Origin of the sequence: Vibrio sp. A8-1 (genome assembly GCF_013048685.1) — a bacterium.
Taxonomy (GTDB): Bacteria; Pseudomonadota; Gammaproteobacteria; order Enterobacterales; family Vibrionaceae; genus Vibrio; species Vibrio metschnikovii.
This window is the reverse complement of the sequence record NZ_VHTC01000022.1, coordinates 31321-45558: the sequence shown is the minus strand read 5'-3', so window position 1 is coordinate 45558 and position 14238 is coordinate 31321. Positions and strand designations below refer to the sequence as shown.

Sequence of the window (14238 nt, the reverse complement as noted above, 5' to 3'; positions counted from 1 at the left end):
CCTTAGGAGCCTTTCTGAATAATATTCTAATAATCAGTTTGTTATCATCTCTATAATGGTATTAAACCGCTTAGAATAGGCGTCTAGCCATTATTTTGCTGATGAACCTTTAGCGCTATTCATGTATTGGAAGAAGTCACTCTTTGGATCCAAGACTAAGATATCACTTTTCTGGCTAAATGAGTTTTCATACGCTTGCAAAGAACGCAAGAAGCTAAAGAACTCAGGATCTTTGCTATAAGCGTCAGCATAAACTTTGGCTGATGTCGCATCAGCCTGACCACGAGTAATTCGCGCAGTTCTGTCTGCTTCAGCTAAAATAGTTGCCACTTCAAGATCCGCCTGAGCACGAATTACTTCTGCTCTTTCACGGCCTTGTGAACGGTGACGACGAGCAACCGCTTCACGCTCAGCACGCATACGACGATAAATCGACTCACTGATTTCATCTGGAAGGTTAATCTTCTTCATTCTGAAATCAACCACATAAACACCCAAGTCTTTGCTTGCATTGACTCGAGTATCTTTCAGAACATTCGCCATGATCTGATCGCGTTGGCCATCGACTTCTAAAGCTTGTCTCGCGGCTTCTGTGGTGACAATCTCATCATCAGGACTATCAGGGAGTACTGCATCATTACGTGGGCCCGATACAATTTGTTTGATGTCTCGAGAACCGATCTCTGCCCTTAATACGTCCGTAACCCGACGTTCAAGGAGAGCTTGTGCGGTAAAAATGTTACCTCCTCCCGTCGCTAAGTAGAATTGGCCAAAATCTTCAATTCGCCACTTAACGTAGGTATCGATAATAACGTCTTTTTGCTCAGAGGTTACAAAACGGTCTGAACGTCCATCCATGGTTTGAATACGAGCATCAAGAGTTTGCACTCGATCAAAGATCGGCATTTTAAAATGCAAACCAGGTTCATAGATTTTAGACATTTCATTGTCGTCTTGAATCACTCGTCCAAAACGAATGACAATGCCTCTCTCACCTTCTGGAACCACAAACATCGACATCAAGAGCAATGCTAAAAAGACGACAATGACCGGGATCATTAACTTACGCATGTTTAGTTTCTCCCTTGACGAGTATTAGTTGAGCGAGGAGGCGTATTACTGCTTGGGTCATTACGTTGTGACTGCAGTCCAGCTTCATCTTGCAATGATAATGAGCGAGTCTGACGAGACTGGCTAGCCCCTTCTTGACCTGCGAGTTTATCAATCGGCAAGTAGAGCAAGTTACCACTCGATTCTGAATCAATCAAAATCTTCGAACTATTGGTATACACTTGTTCCATTGTATCGAGATACATACGATTACGCGTTACTTCTGGAGCGGCTTGATACTCAGGTAACAGTTTCTCAAATTGAGCAACCTGACCAAATGCTTCATTAATGATTCGCTCGCTGTAACCTAATGCTTCTCGTTTAACACGTTCAGCACGACCTGTGGCTTGAGGTAAAATCTCATTCATGTACGCCTCAGCTTCACGAATGAAACGCTCTTCATCTTCTCGAGCAGCAATCGCGTCATCAAAAGCATCTTTAACTTGCTCTGGTGGACGTGATGACTGGAAGTTAACGCCAACCACTAATAAACCCATATCATAATCATCGATGATTTGGTTGAGTGTTTGTTGAGTACTTTGACGAATTTGTTGACGACCTACCGTTAAGATACTATCCATCAATGAGTCACCAATCACCGCACGTAGCGCTGAATCGGTGGCTTGATGCAAACTATCATCAGGATTAACAACTCGATACAAATACTTGTATGGGTCAACGATACGATATTGGACATCCATCGCCACGTTGACGACGTTTTCATCTTTGGTCAACATGATACCAGAAGCGCTCAACGAACGAATCGTTTGAATATTGACGGGAGTTACTTCATCAATAAAACGAGGGCGCCAGTTCAAACCAGGATTAACTACACGATCGTATTGACCCAATCTTAAGACAACGCCTCGTTCGGCTTCTCCAATTGTATAGAAGCCTGAGAAAAACCAAATGGCAACAGCAAGCACGGCGATAACGCCAAAACCCATTGCTCCACCACCAGCAAACGAAGGCCCATTGCCTCCTTTACCAAACTTTCCGCCCAGCTTCTGACTCAGTTTATTAAACACTTCGTCTAAATCTGGCGGACCTTGATCACGACCACCTTTGTTACCGCGATTATTATTTCCCCAAGGGTCATTATCGCGGCCGTTGTTGCCGTTGTTATTTCCGGGCTCATTCCACGCCATTAGAAAGCTCCATCATTTGATATGACGTTATACTCTAGCAGTCCTTTAAGTGACGATAAAGTCACGTAAAACTGCCTCTTCTCTTTTCTCTAGTCTAGACCAATCCACTTGTTGCATACGAACTGATATTAGCAGATTGCCCTCTGGATCATACTCTTCCTTTTCAATGCAGTTCATTTGGAAGAAAGTGCTCCGAATTCGACCTTGATGTTCAGGAGGAACGCGTAAACAATATTGGACGATGTTACTGGCCAGACGTTCGGTCAGCGCAGTAAACAACTGATCCATCCCCAGCCCATCCATCGCCGATACCCAAACAGCTCTAGGAACACCTTCATCATCTCTTTCTATACGAGGATATTGGCCTTCTAGATTATCGATTTTGTTCATAACCAGTAAACTTGGCACTTCATGTGCGTCAATCTCTAGTAGAACATCATCAACCGCTTGGATATTCTCACGAAAGCGGTCGTCACTGGCATCCACAACATGTAACAAAATGTCAGCTTGCTGAGTTTCTTGTAACGTTGCTTTGAATGCCGCCACTAAATCGTGGGGTAAATGACGAATGAACCCTACCGTATCAGCCAAAATAGCTGGCCCAACATCCAGTAGTTCGATCTTTCGTAGCGTTGGGTCTAACGTAGCGAACAGTTGATCCGCAGCGTACACTCCAGCGGAGGTAATTTGATTAAACAGAGTCGACTTACCTGCATTGGTATAACCAACCAGTGAAATCGTTGGAATTTCTGCACGGTTTCTCGCTCGGCGTCCTTGTTCACGCTGTTTTGCCACTTTCTCTAAACGGCGTAAGATCGCTTTAATTCGCTCACGCAATAAACGTCGGTCAGTTTCTAACTGAGTTTCTCCTGGCCCACGTAAGCCAATCCCACCTTTTTGTCTTTCTAAGTGAGTCCAACCTCGAACTAAACGGGTCGAAATATGACGCAACTGAGCTAATTCAACTTGCAACTTCCCTTCGTGAGTACGAGCTCGCTGAGCAAAGATATCCAGAATAAGACCGGTTCTATCAATCACTCGACATTGGCAAAGTTGTTCTAAATTTCGCTCTTGAGCAGGAGAAAGGGAATGGTTAAAAATCACCACGTCGGCTTCAGTTGATTGCACAGCTTGAGCAATCTCTTGAGCTTTACCCTCTCCAACGAAATATTTAGGGTGAGGAGACTGGCGGCTACCAGTCACTACCTGCAGAGTTGATACTCCAGCAGAAGAGACCAGCATTTCGCACTCTTTGAGATTTTCCCACTCACCCTTTTGCGTAAAGTTGATATGAACAAGTACCGCTCGCTCACCGGCTTCATAACGGTCAAACAAGCGTTCAACTCCTTAATGAATGATAATATGACGTCAAATAATTAATCGTCGGATTTCTCTGTGCCACGCTCACCTGCAGGTCGATCACCAGTGTGATGGCTAACCGGGCGCGCAGGTACAACGGTAGAGATAGCATGCTTATAAACCATCTGATTTACGGTGTTTTTTAACAAGATCACGAATTGATCAAACGATTCAATTTGACCTTGTAACTTAATGCCGTTTACTAAATAGATAGAAACTGGAATACGCTCGCGGCGTAGTGCATTTAAGAATGGGTCTTGTAGAGATTGCCCCTTAGCCATTTTATTTTCCTTATTTGTATTTTGTTGTAGTTATTTAGCTAGTGGTGCACATAAGTTGGTGCGGCCTTTACATCTGAGCTAAACGATAAAAACACCCTATGCCACTGATCTATCAACACAATATTGATCAACAAGTGACGGTTCCTTTACAGGGTACATCACGCAAAAGCGATCACATTATACACAGCTTACTCAATCAGATGCTATGGCATTTGCAAGAGTTTCTACCGCGCGTTCAATGTTCTCACTATCCAACCAAGTTAACTCATCCCAGCTGCGTAACCAGGTGAGCTGACGCTTGGCTAACTGACGGGTGGCACAAATACCACGATAAATAGCCTCATCAAGCGTGCTATTTCCGTCAAAGTAATCCCACATCTGTCGATAACCGACACAACGTATTGAAGGTAGATCAGGATGAAGATCATTACGATCATAGAGCGCTTTAACTTCTTCTTCAAAACCTGATTTGACCATCTTCTCGAAGCGGAGTTCAATTCGACGGTGGAGCTCAGCCCTATCCATGGGCGCGATGGCAAACTGTTTGACTCGAAAAGGGATTGATTCTCCTTTCGTTTGTGTCAGTTCAGTAAGAGTTTTACCTGAAATTTTATAAACTTCCAATGCTCTCGACAATCTTTGTGGATCATTTGGATGAATTCTTGCCGCTGAAATTGGATCAATTTGTTGCAGTTGGGCATGCAGAGCGGCCCAACCTTGCTCTTGAGCTTGCGACTCGATTTGCTGACGAACCGCTGGATTGGCGGCAGGTAAAGGCGATAAACCATCTAACAAGGCTTTATAATAAAGCATGGTCCCACCAACCAGTAACGGGATTCTTCCCTCACTAACAATGGTCTGCATTTCTCGTAGCGCATCTTGTCGAAAATCTGCAACTGAGTAAGCTTCACTCGGATCTAAGATATCAATCAATCGATGGGGAGCCAAAGCCAACTCTTTGGCATCAGGCTTTGCTGTGCCAACATCCATTCCTTTATAGATCAATGCTGAATCAACACTGATGATTTCGACAGGATATTTCTGACGTAAACGAATGGCTAAATCGGTTTTACCGGAGGCGGTTGGGCCCATTAAAAATAAAGCTAATGGTAGTGGTTTGGTCATTAATTTAATGCTGCAATGGTTGCCGAAAAATCGACAGGTTGAATAAAGTGGCCATCATGTAATGGCAGTTTACCTGACCATAATTGCTCAAGCTCGGCAATTAATTGAATGGCTTCTGATAAAGTGTAGTCGTTTTTTTCTATCAAGACGCGCTGGCTAAGCCACGTGACGATATTGTCGACATTTAAAGTCAACACTCCTGAAGCGCCATGTAAAGCAAGGTAAGATAACAGATCCGGAATCAAAAGCTGTAGATTTTGCTGTCTTAATGGCTGAGGAACCCCCATCACCATCACCGTCTGATGAGAACGAGTCACCAGATGAATCCCTAAACGTTCGAGCAACTCGCGGTATAATTCGAAACCACGGATCTCCTCGTTAGACACTTTTACACTCAAAGGGACCAATAACGGCTGACTCTTTAATGGCTCTTCTTGACTATTTAATTGACCACGAACTCTCCACTCAACTGCTTTCGTTAGCGCCAGTAAGACACATCCTTGTTCCGTAGTCATCAGCAGATATTGTCCATCAACGACAGCGATGGCTTTACCTAATTTAGTCACTATCAGTGACAGCGTTGACGATTTTTCAGTGGTTGATAAATGATTATCTATTGAAACTGGCGCTTCACTCACTTTCATTAACTGTTGATAAGCTTGACTTTGCTCAGCCATAACTGGCGCAGACGATCGTGGCTTAGCCGTCGTCGGACGGTTCCATGAGTGAGAGGCTTTTGCTTCTTGAATGACCGCTTGCAATGGACGTTCTGTCGTTAAATACTGACGAGAATAACCGTCTTTATCACTCAGATTGCGAGCTGGCTGATCAGGATCCGTTGACCGCTCATTCGACATATGTGTCGGAACAGGAGCAGAGAAAGCAGCTTGGTTAAGCTCAGGAGTTTCAATATATTCACTATCAGCAAGAGCGTCGCTTAGTGCTTGATAAATAAAATCATGCACTAAGCGAGCTTGATGAAAACGAACCTCATGTTTCGCAGGATGTACATTGACATCAACCAAATGAGGATCCAGTTCAATGAACAGTACATAGGTTGCACATTGATCTGGCCTTAAACTACTCTCATAACTTTGTCGAATCGCATGATTGATCAGCTTGTCACGCATCATACGTCCGTTTACATAACAATATTGCAAATCACTTTGCTGACGAGCGCCTTGTGGCGTTGTTATCCAGCCATGCAATCTTAACCCTTGATGGGCTAACTCTATTTTCAGCATATGCTTAACAAAAGACGCACCACATACCGCAGCCAAACGATTTTCTTCTTGCCGTTCACTGCTCGCGGCACGGTACTGACGGATAATTTTCCCATTATGGCGCAGCGTCAAGCTGACATCAAAACGGCTCAACGCAATACGCTTTAAGAGTTCATCAATATGGGTAAACTCTGTTTTTTCTGTACGTAAAAATTTGCGTCTTGCCGGTGTATTGAAAAACAGATCCAAAACTTCAACCGTGGTCCCTATCGGATGGGCACTAGGCTGCAGTTTGACAGCCATATCGCGCCCTTCACTGTACGCCGACCATGCTTCTTCTTGAGTAGCAGGACGTGAAGTGATGGTTAAGCGAGAAACCGAGCTAATACTGGCTAACGCTTCCCCACGAAATCCTAGGCTGATGATCGCTTCGAGATCGTCCAGTGTTTGTATTTTCGATGTCGCATGACGACTTAACGCCAAGCCAAGCTCATCCTTATTGATCCCAGAACCGTTATCGCGAACACGAATTAACTTAGCGCCACCTTTCTCAATATCAATTTCAATCCGTGTGGCCCCTGAATCCAAGCTATTTTCTACCAGCTCTTTTACTACTGAAGCCGGCCTTTCCACCACCTCACCCGCGGCAATTTGGTTTGCTAAACGGGCGGGTAGAATACGAATCGTCATAACCTGCCTATTTTATCGGTTGGGAATGATCAGTACTTGGCCTACCGCCAATTGATCTGAGCGCAATTGATTAGCCTCACGAATACTTTGTACCGTTACATTGTACTGATTGGCGATCCGACCAAGAAACTCACCGCTCTGCACCGTGTGTTTACGCAAAGGTTTATCTTTTAAGCTCACCGTAATATTAAGCTTTTGACCAACAAATAACGTATCAGACTTAAGGTTATTTTCTCGGCGTATCGCATCAATTGAAATTTTATAATTCGCCGCTAAACGGCCTAAAAACTCTCCCGATTTAACCACATGGGTAATGGTTTCGGTTTCCACTGGATTATTGACCACCGGTACCGGAATAGGACCACGTTCTCCCCCGGGAATGGTTAATCGCTGCCCCACCGTTAAGCGAGAATCTTTTAATTTATTCGCTTGCATGATCCCAGAAACGGTCGCTCCATATTTTTGGGCAATCACGGATAACGACTCACCTCGTTGTACTTGATGTTGCTGAGTTTTACCTCGGTTAGCAAACAAGGTTCCTTCTGGAGGATTTTCCTCAAAGTATTGCACTAACGCTTTGCCCATCGCTCGTGCGAGCTTATCTTGGTGGCTACGTTGAAAAATCAATCGCTCTTCGATAGGGTTAGAGATAAAACCAATCTCTACTAATACTGAAGGAATATCGGGCGACTTCAATACTGCCAGACTGGCATTCACAGGCTCCGCTTTATGTAAGTGAGCGACTTTGCCTAGCTCTTGTAAAAGGTTAGTCGCCACTTTATGGCCTTCTTTTTGCGAGTGGCTAAACTGTAAATCTAATAATGTTTGACTGACATTACGGTCGTTATTCGTCCGCGCCAAAACTTCACCGGCACCTCCGAGTAACTCCGATTGCTGCTCATGATTTTCAACCCAACGCGCAATTTCAGTGTTGGCCCGCCGAGTATTAAGCACAAAAACTGAAGCCCCTCTTGGCTGTGGGCTATGGAAAGCATCCGCATGAACAGAAACCAGTAGATGAGCGCGATTACGACGAGCAATTTCAGTCCGATTATTCAAGCTTACGTAATAGTCACCGGTTCGTGTCAATACGGCTTTCATACCCGGAACCGCATTAATTTGATCCGCCAATTTTTTAGAAACGCTTAATGTCGCATCTTTTTCAAATTTACGAGTTGGACCAATAGAACCAGGGTCTTCACCACCATGTCCCGCATCGATAGCAATAATAATATCTGCAGTACCGACTAACTGAGACGCATCGCGGCTCACTACATTGGGTGAACGAGCGGGCGTACTCGACGTCGCCGCTGCAGGAGCTGGTGAATGAGGTAAATCAATCACCAAACGATGACCATATTGCCCACCTGGTGTGGGAGGTAATTTAAAAATATTGGGTGTCGACTTATTGGCTAATTCAAGTACTAAACGAAAAGTTGTTTTTTCTGGTGGTGTACTAGCGCGAATCCGTTTCAATATCGCACTATCAGAGACCGTCACTGGCAAAGCGGCGGCTAATGAAGTCTGTTTTAGATCGACCACCAAACGTTCTGGGCTGCTTAGCGTGAAATAACTAAAGTCCGCTTCAGACTTTAAATCGATCACTACGCGAGTGGCATCAGGTGAAGGCCAAACTCTAACCCCTTCTAATACATTAGCCTGAACGCTACTGATACCAGATAATAATGTGACCAATAGCCACCAATAACGCAAAAAACGACCGTAATTAATGCTCAACATAACTCCAACTGACTCAATAAGGTGCATCCATACTCGCTATTTGCGCTCACACTCGCTCGACGTTGTTCACCATCGTAGCGAAGCAATATTGTTAAATCTGGTGTTGGCAATAAACCTTGGCCTTTTTCAGGCCACTCCACCAAGCAAATAGCATCATCGGTAAAATAGTCACGAATTCCCATAAACTCGAGCTCTTCAGGATCCGCCAATCGGTAAAGATCAAAATGATAAACCTGCCAATCCGCTAATTGATAAGGCTCAACTAAAGTATAAGTTGGGCTTTTCACATTTCCTTCATGGCCTAACGCTCGAATGAAACCGCGACTTAAGGTAGTTTTCCCTGCGCCTAAATCACCGTAAAGATAAAGTGTCGTCTGCTGGGAACATAATTGAGCTAAGCGCATTCCTAGCATTACCGTCTGTTGTTCATCTTTTAAAGTAAAGGTTTTTATGCTCATGAATCGGATCTCTAAAGCGTCTAGCTAGCACTATATAAAAATAAAAAGAGAACGAATAGTAAACTGGGTTAGTTTTAAGAGACAAGCTCTGTTCTGTAAGTAAACAGAAAAATCTTCATATCAAATCTAATATCGATACAACTAGCCACTCACTGGCTGGATCAATCGAATGAGATCCGTTAAGATCCGCCGCCCAATGACCATGACCAATACTGATAATGGACCTTCATTTACTAGCCGAACAAATCAAACGATGGGCAAAAGAACTCGGCTTTGACAAAGCAGGGATCTGCGACGTCGATTTAAGTCAGCATGAAGCAGCTTTACAAGCATGGTTAGATGCAGGGTATCACGGTGAGATGGAGTGGATGGCTCGCCATGGTATGTTACGTGCTCGCCCAGCAGAACTTTTACTGGGTACACTTCGAGTGATCAGTGTCCGCATCAACTACCTTCCACCACAAGCGCAATTTGCCGCGAATTTATCAGATCCAACCCAAGCTTATATTAGTCGCTATGCACTTGGACGCGATTACCATAAATTGGTTCGTAATCAACTCAAAAAATTAGCTGATAAAATCGAGCAAGAAGTCGGTCAATTGGGTTATCGTCCTTTTGTTGATTCTGCACCTATTTTAGAAAGGCCTCTTGCACAAAAAGCTGGGCTTGGCTGGACGGGAAAACATTCTTTAATTCTCGATAAAGAGGCAGGATCATGGTTCTTTTTAGGCGAACTGCTTGTTGATATTCCTCTGCCAGTCGATACACCTTCAGAAAATCAATGCGGACAGTGTCGAGCATGTATGACCTCATGCCCGACTGGTGCGATTGTCGAAGAAGGGGTTGTCGATGCACGGCGCTGTATCTCTTATTTAACGATTGAGTATTCAGGGGTGATCCCAGAAGAATTTCGAACTGCAATCGGTAATCGTATCTATGGTTGTGATGACTGCCAACTCGTCTGCCCTTGGAACCGTTTTGCTGATCTTACCCAAGAAGACGACTTCCATCGACGAGATGTGTTGAATAATGCCGATCTTGTTGCTTTATTTTCATGGGATGAGAAAACCTTTTTACACCATATGCAAGGTTCTGCCATACGCCGTATTGGTCATCAACAATGGCAACGCAATTTGATTATTGCAATGGGTAATGCGCCCTATTCACAAAGAATCATCGATGCCTTAGAGCAAAAAACAGGAGAAAGTGAACTATTAGATGAGCATATTGAATGGGCATTAACACAACAGAGAGAGCAGTTGGCTAGCATTACGAATAAACAGCAAAGACTAATTAGAATTATTGAAAAAGGCTTGCCGAGAGATGCGTGAGTATGAAATAACGCAACATCATTGATGTACATTCTTTGATGCACTTCGCAAATTCTTAGGTGTGGAAAAAATATTAAATGAGACAGCGTTTGCTAAACTTCAAAAAAGTTAATCACATTAGTAGGAAATGATAAGGATCAAAGAAAATACAGTTAATGATCGTTCTCGCGGCTCTTACACCACAGGAAATAAATAAAAATACCACTTAAAATCATCAACTTAATAAAAAACCATCACTCTCACATTATTCCCCATCAGCAAAAAGATCGTCTGAACAAGCCTCTATCTTCAAGCTAAAAACACGTTATGCACCAAGTTATCCACAAATTTAAAATGTGGATAACTCTGTGCATGGATAAAACAAAGCCTGACTACGTCAGCGGTAGACTCCGTTTTTAGTCATGTATCTAATACGATTTCTGGCCAAACTTTCTTGGCAGAAAATAAGATGCTTTTCTTGATGGGATTATGCTTCACAGCATGATAAAGAGCATTGACATGGTGTCAATTTTTCAGAATAGACAGAAAAAACCACGCAATAGCGTAGTCTTTTGTTTTTAAATTGGTTGCGGGGGCCGGATTTGAACCGACGACCTTCGGGTTATGAGCCCGACGAGCTACCAGGCTGCTCCACCCCGCGTCCGTATTGCTCACCGTTAAGCACGATGTAGGCTTGAAACTGGAGCGACACACGAGGTTCACTTTCTTTAAACAAAAAGGCGTGACCTCAACCTTAGCAAGGTTGCGCTCTATCAACTGAGCGAGTGTCGCATCTCATTACTAAGCGCAATGAAAGCTTGAATCTGGAGCGACACACGAGGTTCGAACTCGTGACCTCAACCTTGGCAAGGTTGCGCTCTACCAACTGAGCTAGTGTCGCATTTCACCGTTAAGCACGATAAAGGCTATCTGTTTGGTTGCGGGGGCCGGATTTGAACCGACGACCTTCGGGTTATGAGCCCGACGAGCTACCAGGCTGCTCCACCCCGCGTCCGTATTACTCACCGTTAAGCACGATGTAGGCTTTGTAACTTTATTGTTTTATCGCCATCAGTAATAAAAGCAAATCTGGAGCGACACACGAGGTTCGAACTCGTGACCTCAACCTTGGCAAGGTTGCGCTCTACCAACTGAGCTAGTGTCGCATTTCACCGTTAAGCACGATAAAGGCTATCTATTTGGTTGCGGGGGCCGGATTTGAACCGACGACCTTCGGGTTATGAGCCCGACGAGCTACCAGGCTGCTCCACCCCGCGTCCGTATTGCTCATCGTTAAGCACGATGTCAGCTTGAAACTGCAGCGATACACGAGGTTCACTTTCTTTAAACAAAAAGGCGTGACCTCAACCTTGGCAAGGTTGCGCTCTATTAACTGAGCGAGTGTCGCATCTCATTACTAAGAGCAATGAAAGCTTGAATCTGGAGCGACACACGAGGTTCGAACTCGTGACCTCAACCTTGGCAAGGTTGCGCTCTACCAACTGAGCTAGTGTCGCATTTCACCGTTAAGCACGATAAAGGCTATCTGTTTGGTTGCGGGGGCCGGATTTGAACCGACGACCTTCGGGTTATGAGCCCGACGAGCTACCAGGCTGCTCCACCCCGCGTCCGTATTACTCACCGTTAAGCACGATGTAGGCTTTGTAACTTTATTGTTTTATCGCCATCAGCAATAAAAGCAAATCTGGAGCGACACACGAGGTTCGAACTCGTGACCTCAACCTTGGCAAGGTTGCGCTCTACCAACTGAGCTAGTGTCGCATCAACAACGTTTTGTGCTGTTCAGGGCTGCGAATTATAAGTGCATTTTTTTGTGATGCAAGTAGTTAAAGCAAAAAAAATCATTTTTCTTTTCGTATGACGATAAAAAAAACCACTTAAACAAAAAACACACAGGTTCAGGCGAAATTGCAACCGTTCGATTTAAGAAAAGCGGTCAACCATACCGCCCTTCACCGCTCGATAGCTAGGATTGTTAAATTTTGAAAACGTGAGAGCGATAAAATTTAAGCTCGGCGATAGATTCTCGAATATCATCTAAGGCAAGATGAGTTCCTTGTTTACTGAATCCCGCAGCAATCTCAGGCTGCCAACGACGAGTCAGTTCCTTGATAGTGCTCACATCAATACAACGATAATGAAAATACACTTCTAGGCTTGGCATATGTCGGTAAAGAAAACGTCGATCTTGACCAACGCTATTTCCACAAATCGGTGAAGCACCAGCAGGAACCCAGTGTTGTAAGAAATCAATCGTCTGTTCTATCGCTTGAACTTCATTGATCGAACTGCGGCGCACTCGGTCCACTAGCCCACTATGGGTATGGGTACGAGTACACCACTCATCCATTTTTTGTAACTCGGTTTCGGATTGATGAATAGCTAACACCGGTCCTTCTGCCAATACATTCAGTTGACTATCGGTAACAATGGTTGCTATTTCAATGATCTTATGGACATCAGGGTCTAACCCGGTCATCTCCAGATCAATCCAAATCAAGTTTTGATCACTAAAAGACATATAATTAAGTGCCTATAGGGGTTTGCCAATAAAAAAGGTACTATAACCTAAATTCCCCTAACCACGATACCGCCGTGCAGCGCACAGTGATAAATTGAGTTAGGCATCGTTCTAAGTTAAAAAACTTAAAGTGAAAAAACGTGACAAAGAAGAAAAAACTCACTAAAGGCCAAGTGCGCCGAGTTAGAAATAACCAGCACCGTAAGTTAAAACAAGAAGACTCCGTACAGTGGGACGAATCGATGCTGGAAAATGCCAAGTCCGGTCTAGTGATCACACGATTTGGTCAACATGCCGATATAGAAGACCCCGAGACAAAGATCGTCCATCGATGCAATTTACGTCGCGGAATCGAAAGTTTGGTGTGTGGCGATCAGGTCATTTGGCGGCCTGGCGTAGAAACTCTTGCTGGAATTTCAGGCGTGGTCGAAGCAGTAGAGCCTCGCAGCTCAGTTCTGACTCGTCCAGATTATTACGATGGTTTAAAACCCGTCGCCGCTAATGTTGAGCAAATGATCATTGTCTCTTCTGTCTTACCTGAATTATCGCTGAATATCATCGATCGTTACTTAATTGCTGCAGAAACACTATCTATCGCCCCTGTCATCGTTCTTAATAAAGTCGATTTACTCAGCGAAGCACAGCGGATGGATTATCAACAGCAATTGGCCGCTTACCAAGAAATTGGCTATGACGTCATTTTTGTCAGTAAAGAAAGTGGCGAAAATATCGCGTTATTAGAGAGTAAGTTAAGTCATAAGATTAATATCTTTGTCGGTCAATCCGGAGTAGGAAAATCAAGCTTAGTCAATGCGTTGATGCCTCAACTCGGCATCATTGCTGAAGAGGGTAAAATCTCTGAGAACTCAGGACTTGGACAGCATACGACTACCGCAGCTCGCTTATACCACATCCCATCCGGTGGCGATTTGATTGACTCTCCGGGTATTCGTGAGTTTGGTTTATGGCACTTAGCCGCAGAGGAAGTAACCAAAGCCTATGTAGAATTTCGTCCCTATTTAGGGGGATGTAAATTTCGTGACTGTAAACATGGTGATGACCCGGGTTGCTTACTGAGAGAAGCCGTCGAAAACGGTAAAATCAGCGCACAACGCTTTGATAACTATCACCGTATTATTGAGAGCATGTCGGAAAATAAAGCCAATCGACAATATTCTCGCAATAAAAAATCAGACCAACAATAAATACTCACAGACGAACAGAGTCTGATGACACGCGGATTATTTTTCAG

The 14238-nt window shown here is 44.1% G+C and carries 11 protein-coding genes and 9 tRNA genes; 2 read left to right on the top strand and 18 right to left on the bottom strand.

Features of this window, described 5'->3' with window-relative positions; translation table 11 throughout:
• Positions 1-90: 90 nt before the first annotated feature.
• The 8 genes from hflC to tsaE all read right to left on the bottom strand — a co-directional run bounded on the left by hflC (position 91) and on the right by tsaE (position 9134).
• Complete coding sequence (gene hflC, locus FKN93_RS12425) at positions 91-1071, bottom strand: protease modulator HflC (RefSeq protein WP_170905208.1); 981 nt, start codon at positions 1069-1071, stop codon at positions 91-93.
• 2 nt (positions 1072-1073) lie between these two features.
• A complete protein-coding gene (hflK, locus tag FKN93_RS12420; protein WP_170905207.1) occupies positions 1074-2258 on the bottom strand; it encodes an FtsH protease activity modulator HflK in 1185 nt (394 codons plus the stop codon).
• 45 nt (positions 2259-2303) lie between these two features.
• On the bottom strand, positions 2304-3593 hold the full coding sequence (gene hflX, locus FKN93_RS12415; protein WP_158137738.1) for a ribosome rescue GTPase HflX: 1290 nt from the start codon (positions 3591-3593) through the stop codon (positions 2304-2306).
• Between the two features lie 41 nt (positions 3594-3634).
• Positions 3635-3898, bottom strand: a complete 264-nt coding sequence (gene hfq, locus FKN93_RS12410; protein ID WP_004397627.1) for an RNA chaperone Hfq — start codon at positions 3896-3898, stop codon at positions 3635-3637.
• 192 nt (positions 3899-4090) lie between these two features.
• Positions 4091-5023: a tRNA (adenosine(37)-N6)-dimethylallyltransferase MiaA gene (miaA, locus tag FKN93_RS12405; protein ID WP_170905206.1), complete on the bottom strand. Its 933-nt coding sequence runs from the start codon at positions 5021-5023 to the stop codon at positions 4091-4093.
• Positions 5023-6936, bottom strand: a complete 1914-nt coding sequence (mutL, locus tag FKN93_RS12400) for a DNA mismatch repair endonuclease MutL (RefSeq protein WP_170905205.1) — start codon at positions 6934-6936, stop codon at positions 5023-5025. Before mutL ends, miaA begins: the two co-directional genes overlap by 1 nt.
• A 12-nt stretch (positions 6937-6948) precedes the next feature.
• Positions 6949-8676 carry a LysM peptidoglycan-binding domain-containing protein gene (locus FKN93_RS12395; RefSeq protein WP_170905204.1) on the bottom strand — a complete coding sequence of 576 codons (1728 nt, stop codon included), beginning with the start codon at positions 8674-8676 and terminating at the stop codon, positions 6949-6951.
• Entirely contained in the window at positions 8670-9134 is a 465-nt protein-coding gene (tsaE, locus tag FKN93_RS12390) for a tRNA (adenosine(37)-N6)-threonylcarbamoyltransferase complex ATPase subunit type 1 TsaE (protein ID WP_040905847.1), read from the bottom strand. The genes FKN93_RS12395 and tsaE overlap by 7 nt, the downstream gene beginning before the upstream one ends.
• A 218-nt stretch (positions 9135-9352) precedes the next feature.
• On the opposite strand from tsaE, the gene queG reads away from it, so the two are divergent.
• Positions 9353-10465, top strand: a complete 1113-nt coding sequence (gene queG, locus FKN93_RS12385; protein WP_170905203.1) for a tRNA epoxyqueuosine(34) reductase QueG — start codon at positions 9353-9355, stop codon at positions 10463-10465.
• A 563-nt stretch (positions 10466-11028) separates the two neighbouring features.
• Here queG and FKN93_RS12380 read toward each other — a convergent pair.
• The 10 genes from FKN93_RS12380 to orn all read right to left on the bottom strand — a co-directional run bounded on the left by FKN93_RS12380 (position 11029) and on the right by orn (position 12986).
• Positions 11029-11105 (bottom strand) — tRNA-Met (locus FKN93_RS12380).
• Positions 11106-11145: 40 nt separating this feature from the next.
• A tRNA-Ser gene (locus FKN93_RS12375) sits at positions 11146-11236 on the bottom strand.
• Between the two features lie 33 nt (positions 11237-11269).
• Positions 11270-11345 (bottom strand) — tRNA-Gly (locus FKN93_RS12370).
• Between the two features lie 34 nt (positions 11346-11379).
• Positions 11380-11456 (bottom strand) — tRNA-Met (locus FKN93_RS12365).
• 78 nt (positions 11457-11534) lie between these two features.
• Positions 11535-11610, bottom strand: a tRNA-Gly gene (locus tag FKN93_RS12360).
• A 34-nt stretch (positions 11611-11644) separates the two neighbouring features.
• Positions 11645-11721: transfer RNA gene (locus FKN93_RS12355), tRNA-Met, on the bottom strand.
• 164 nt (positions 11722-11885) lie between these two features.
• Positions 11886-11961 (bottom strand) — tRNA-Gly (locus FKN93_RS12350).
• A 34-nt stretch (positions 11962-11995) separates the two neighbouring features.
• Positions 11996-12072 (bottom strand) — tRNA-Met (locus FKN93_RS12345).
• 78 nt (positions 12073-12150) lie between these two features.
• Positions 12151-12226 (bottom strand) — tRNA-Gly (locus FKN93_RS12340).
• 214 nt (positions 12227-12440) lie between these two features.
• The gene (gene orn / locus FKN93_RS12335) at positions 12441-12986 is read right to left on the bottom strand and encodes an oligoribonuclease (RefSeq protein ID WP_170905202.1); all 546 of its coding nucleotides are present in this window, start codon (positions 12984-12986) and stop codon (positions 12441-12443) included.
• A 140-nt stretch (positions 12987-13126) separates the two neighbouring features.
• Between orn and rsgA the strand changes: the two genes are divergently transcribed.
• Complete coding sequence (gene rsgA / locus FKN93_RS12330) at positions 13127-14191, top strand: small ribosomal subunit biogenesis GTPase RsgA (RefSeq protein ID WP_004397633.1); 1065 nt, start codon at positions 13127-13129, stop codon at positions 14189-14191.
• The last annotated feature ends 47 nt before the right edge of the window (positions 14192-14238 follow it).

Excerpts from the sequence above, each read along its gene's own strand:
- queG (WP_170905203.1), top strand. The coding sequence starts at position 9,353 with ATGGACCTTCATTTACTAGCCGAACAAATCAAACGATGGGCAAAAGAA.
- tsaE (WP_040905847.1), bottom strand. The coding sequence starts at position 9,134 with ATGAGCATAAAAACCTTTACTTTAAAAGATGAACAACAGACGGTAATG.
- hflC (WP_170905208.1), bottom strand. The coding sequence starts at position 1,071 with ATGCGTAAGTTAATGATCCCGGTCATTGTCGTCTTTTTAGCATTGCTC.
- hflK (WP_170905207.1), bottom strand. The coding sequence starts at position 2,258 with ATGGCGTGGAATGAGCCCGGAAATAACAACGGCAACAACGGCCGCGAT.
- hfq (WP_004397627.1), bottom strand. The coding sequence starts at position 3,898 with ATGGCTAAGGGGCAATCTCTACAAGACCCATTCTTAAATGCACTACGC.
- mutL (WP_170905205.1), bottom strand. The coding sequence starts at position 6,936 with ATGACGATTCGTATTCTACCCGCCCGTTTAGCAAACCAAATTGCCGCG.
- miaA (WP_170905206.1), bottom strand. The coding sequence starts at position 5,023 with ATGACCAAACCACTACCATTAGCTTTATTTTTAATGGGCCCAACCGCC.
- orn (WP_170905202.1), bottom strand. The coding sequence starts at position 12,986 with ATGTCTTTTAGTGATCAAAACTTGATTTGGATTGATCTGGAGATGACC.
- FKN93_RS12395 (WP_170905204.1), bottom strand. The coding sequence starts at position 8,676 with ATGTTGAGCATTAATTACGGTCGTTTTTTGCGTTATTGGTGGCTATTG.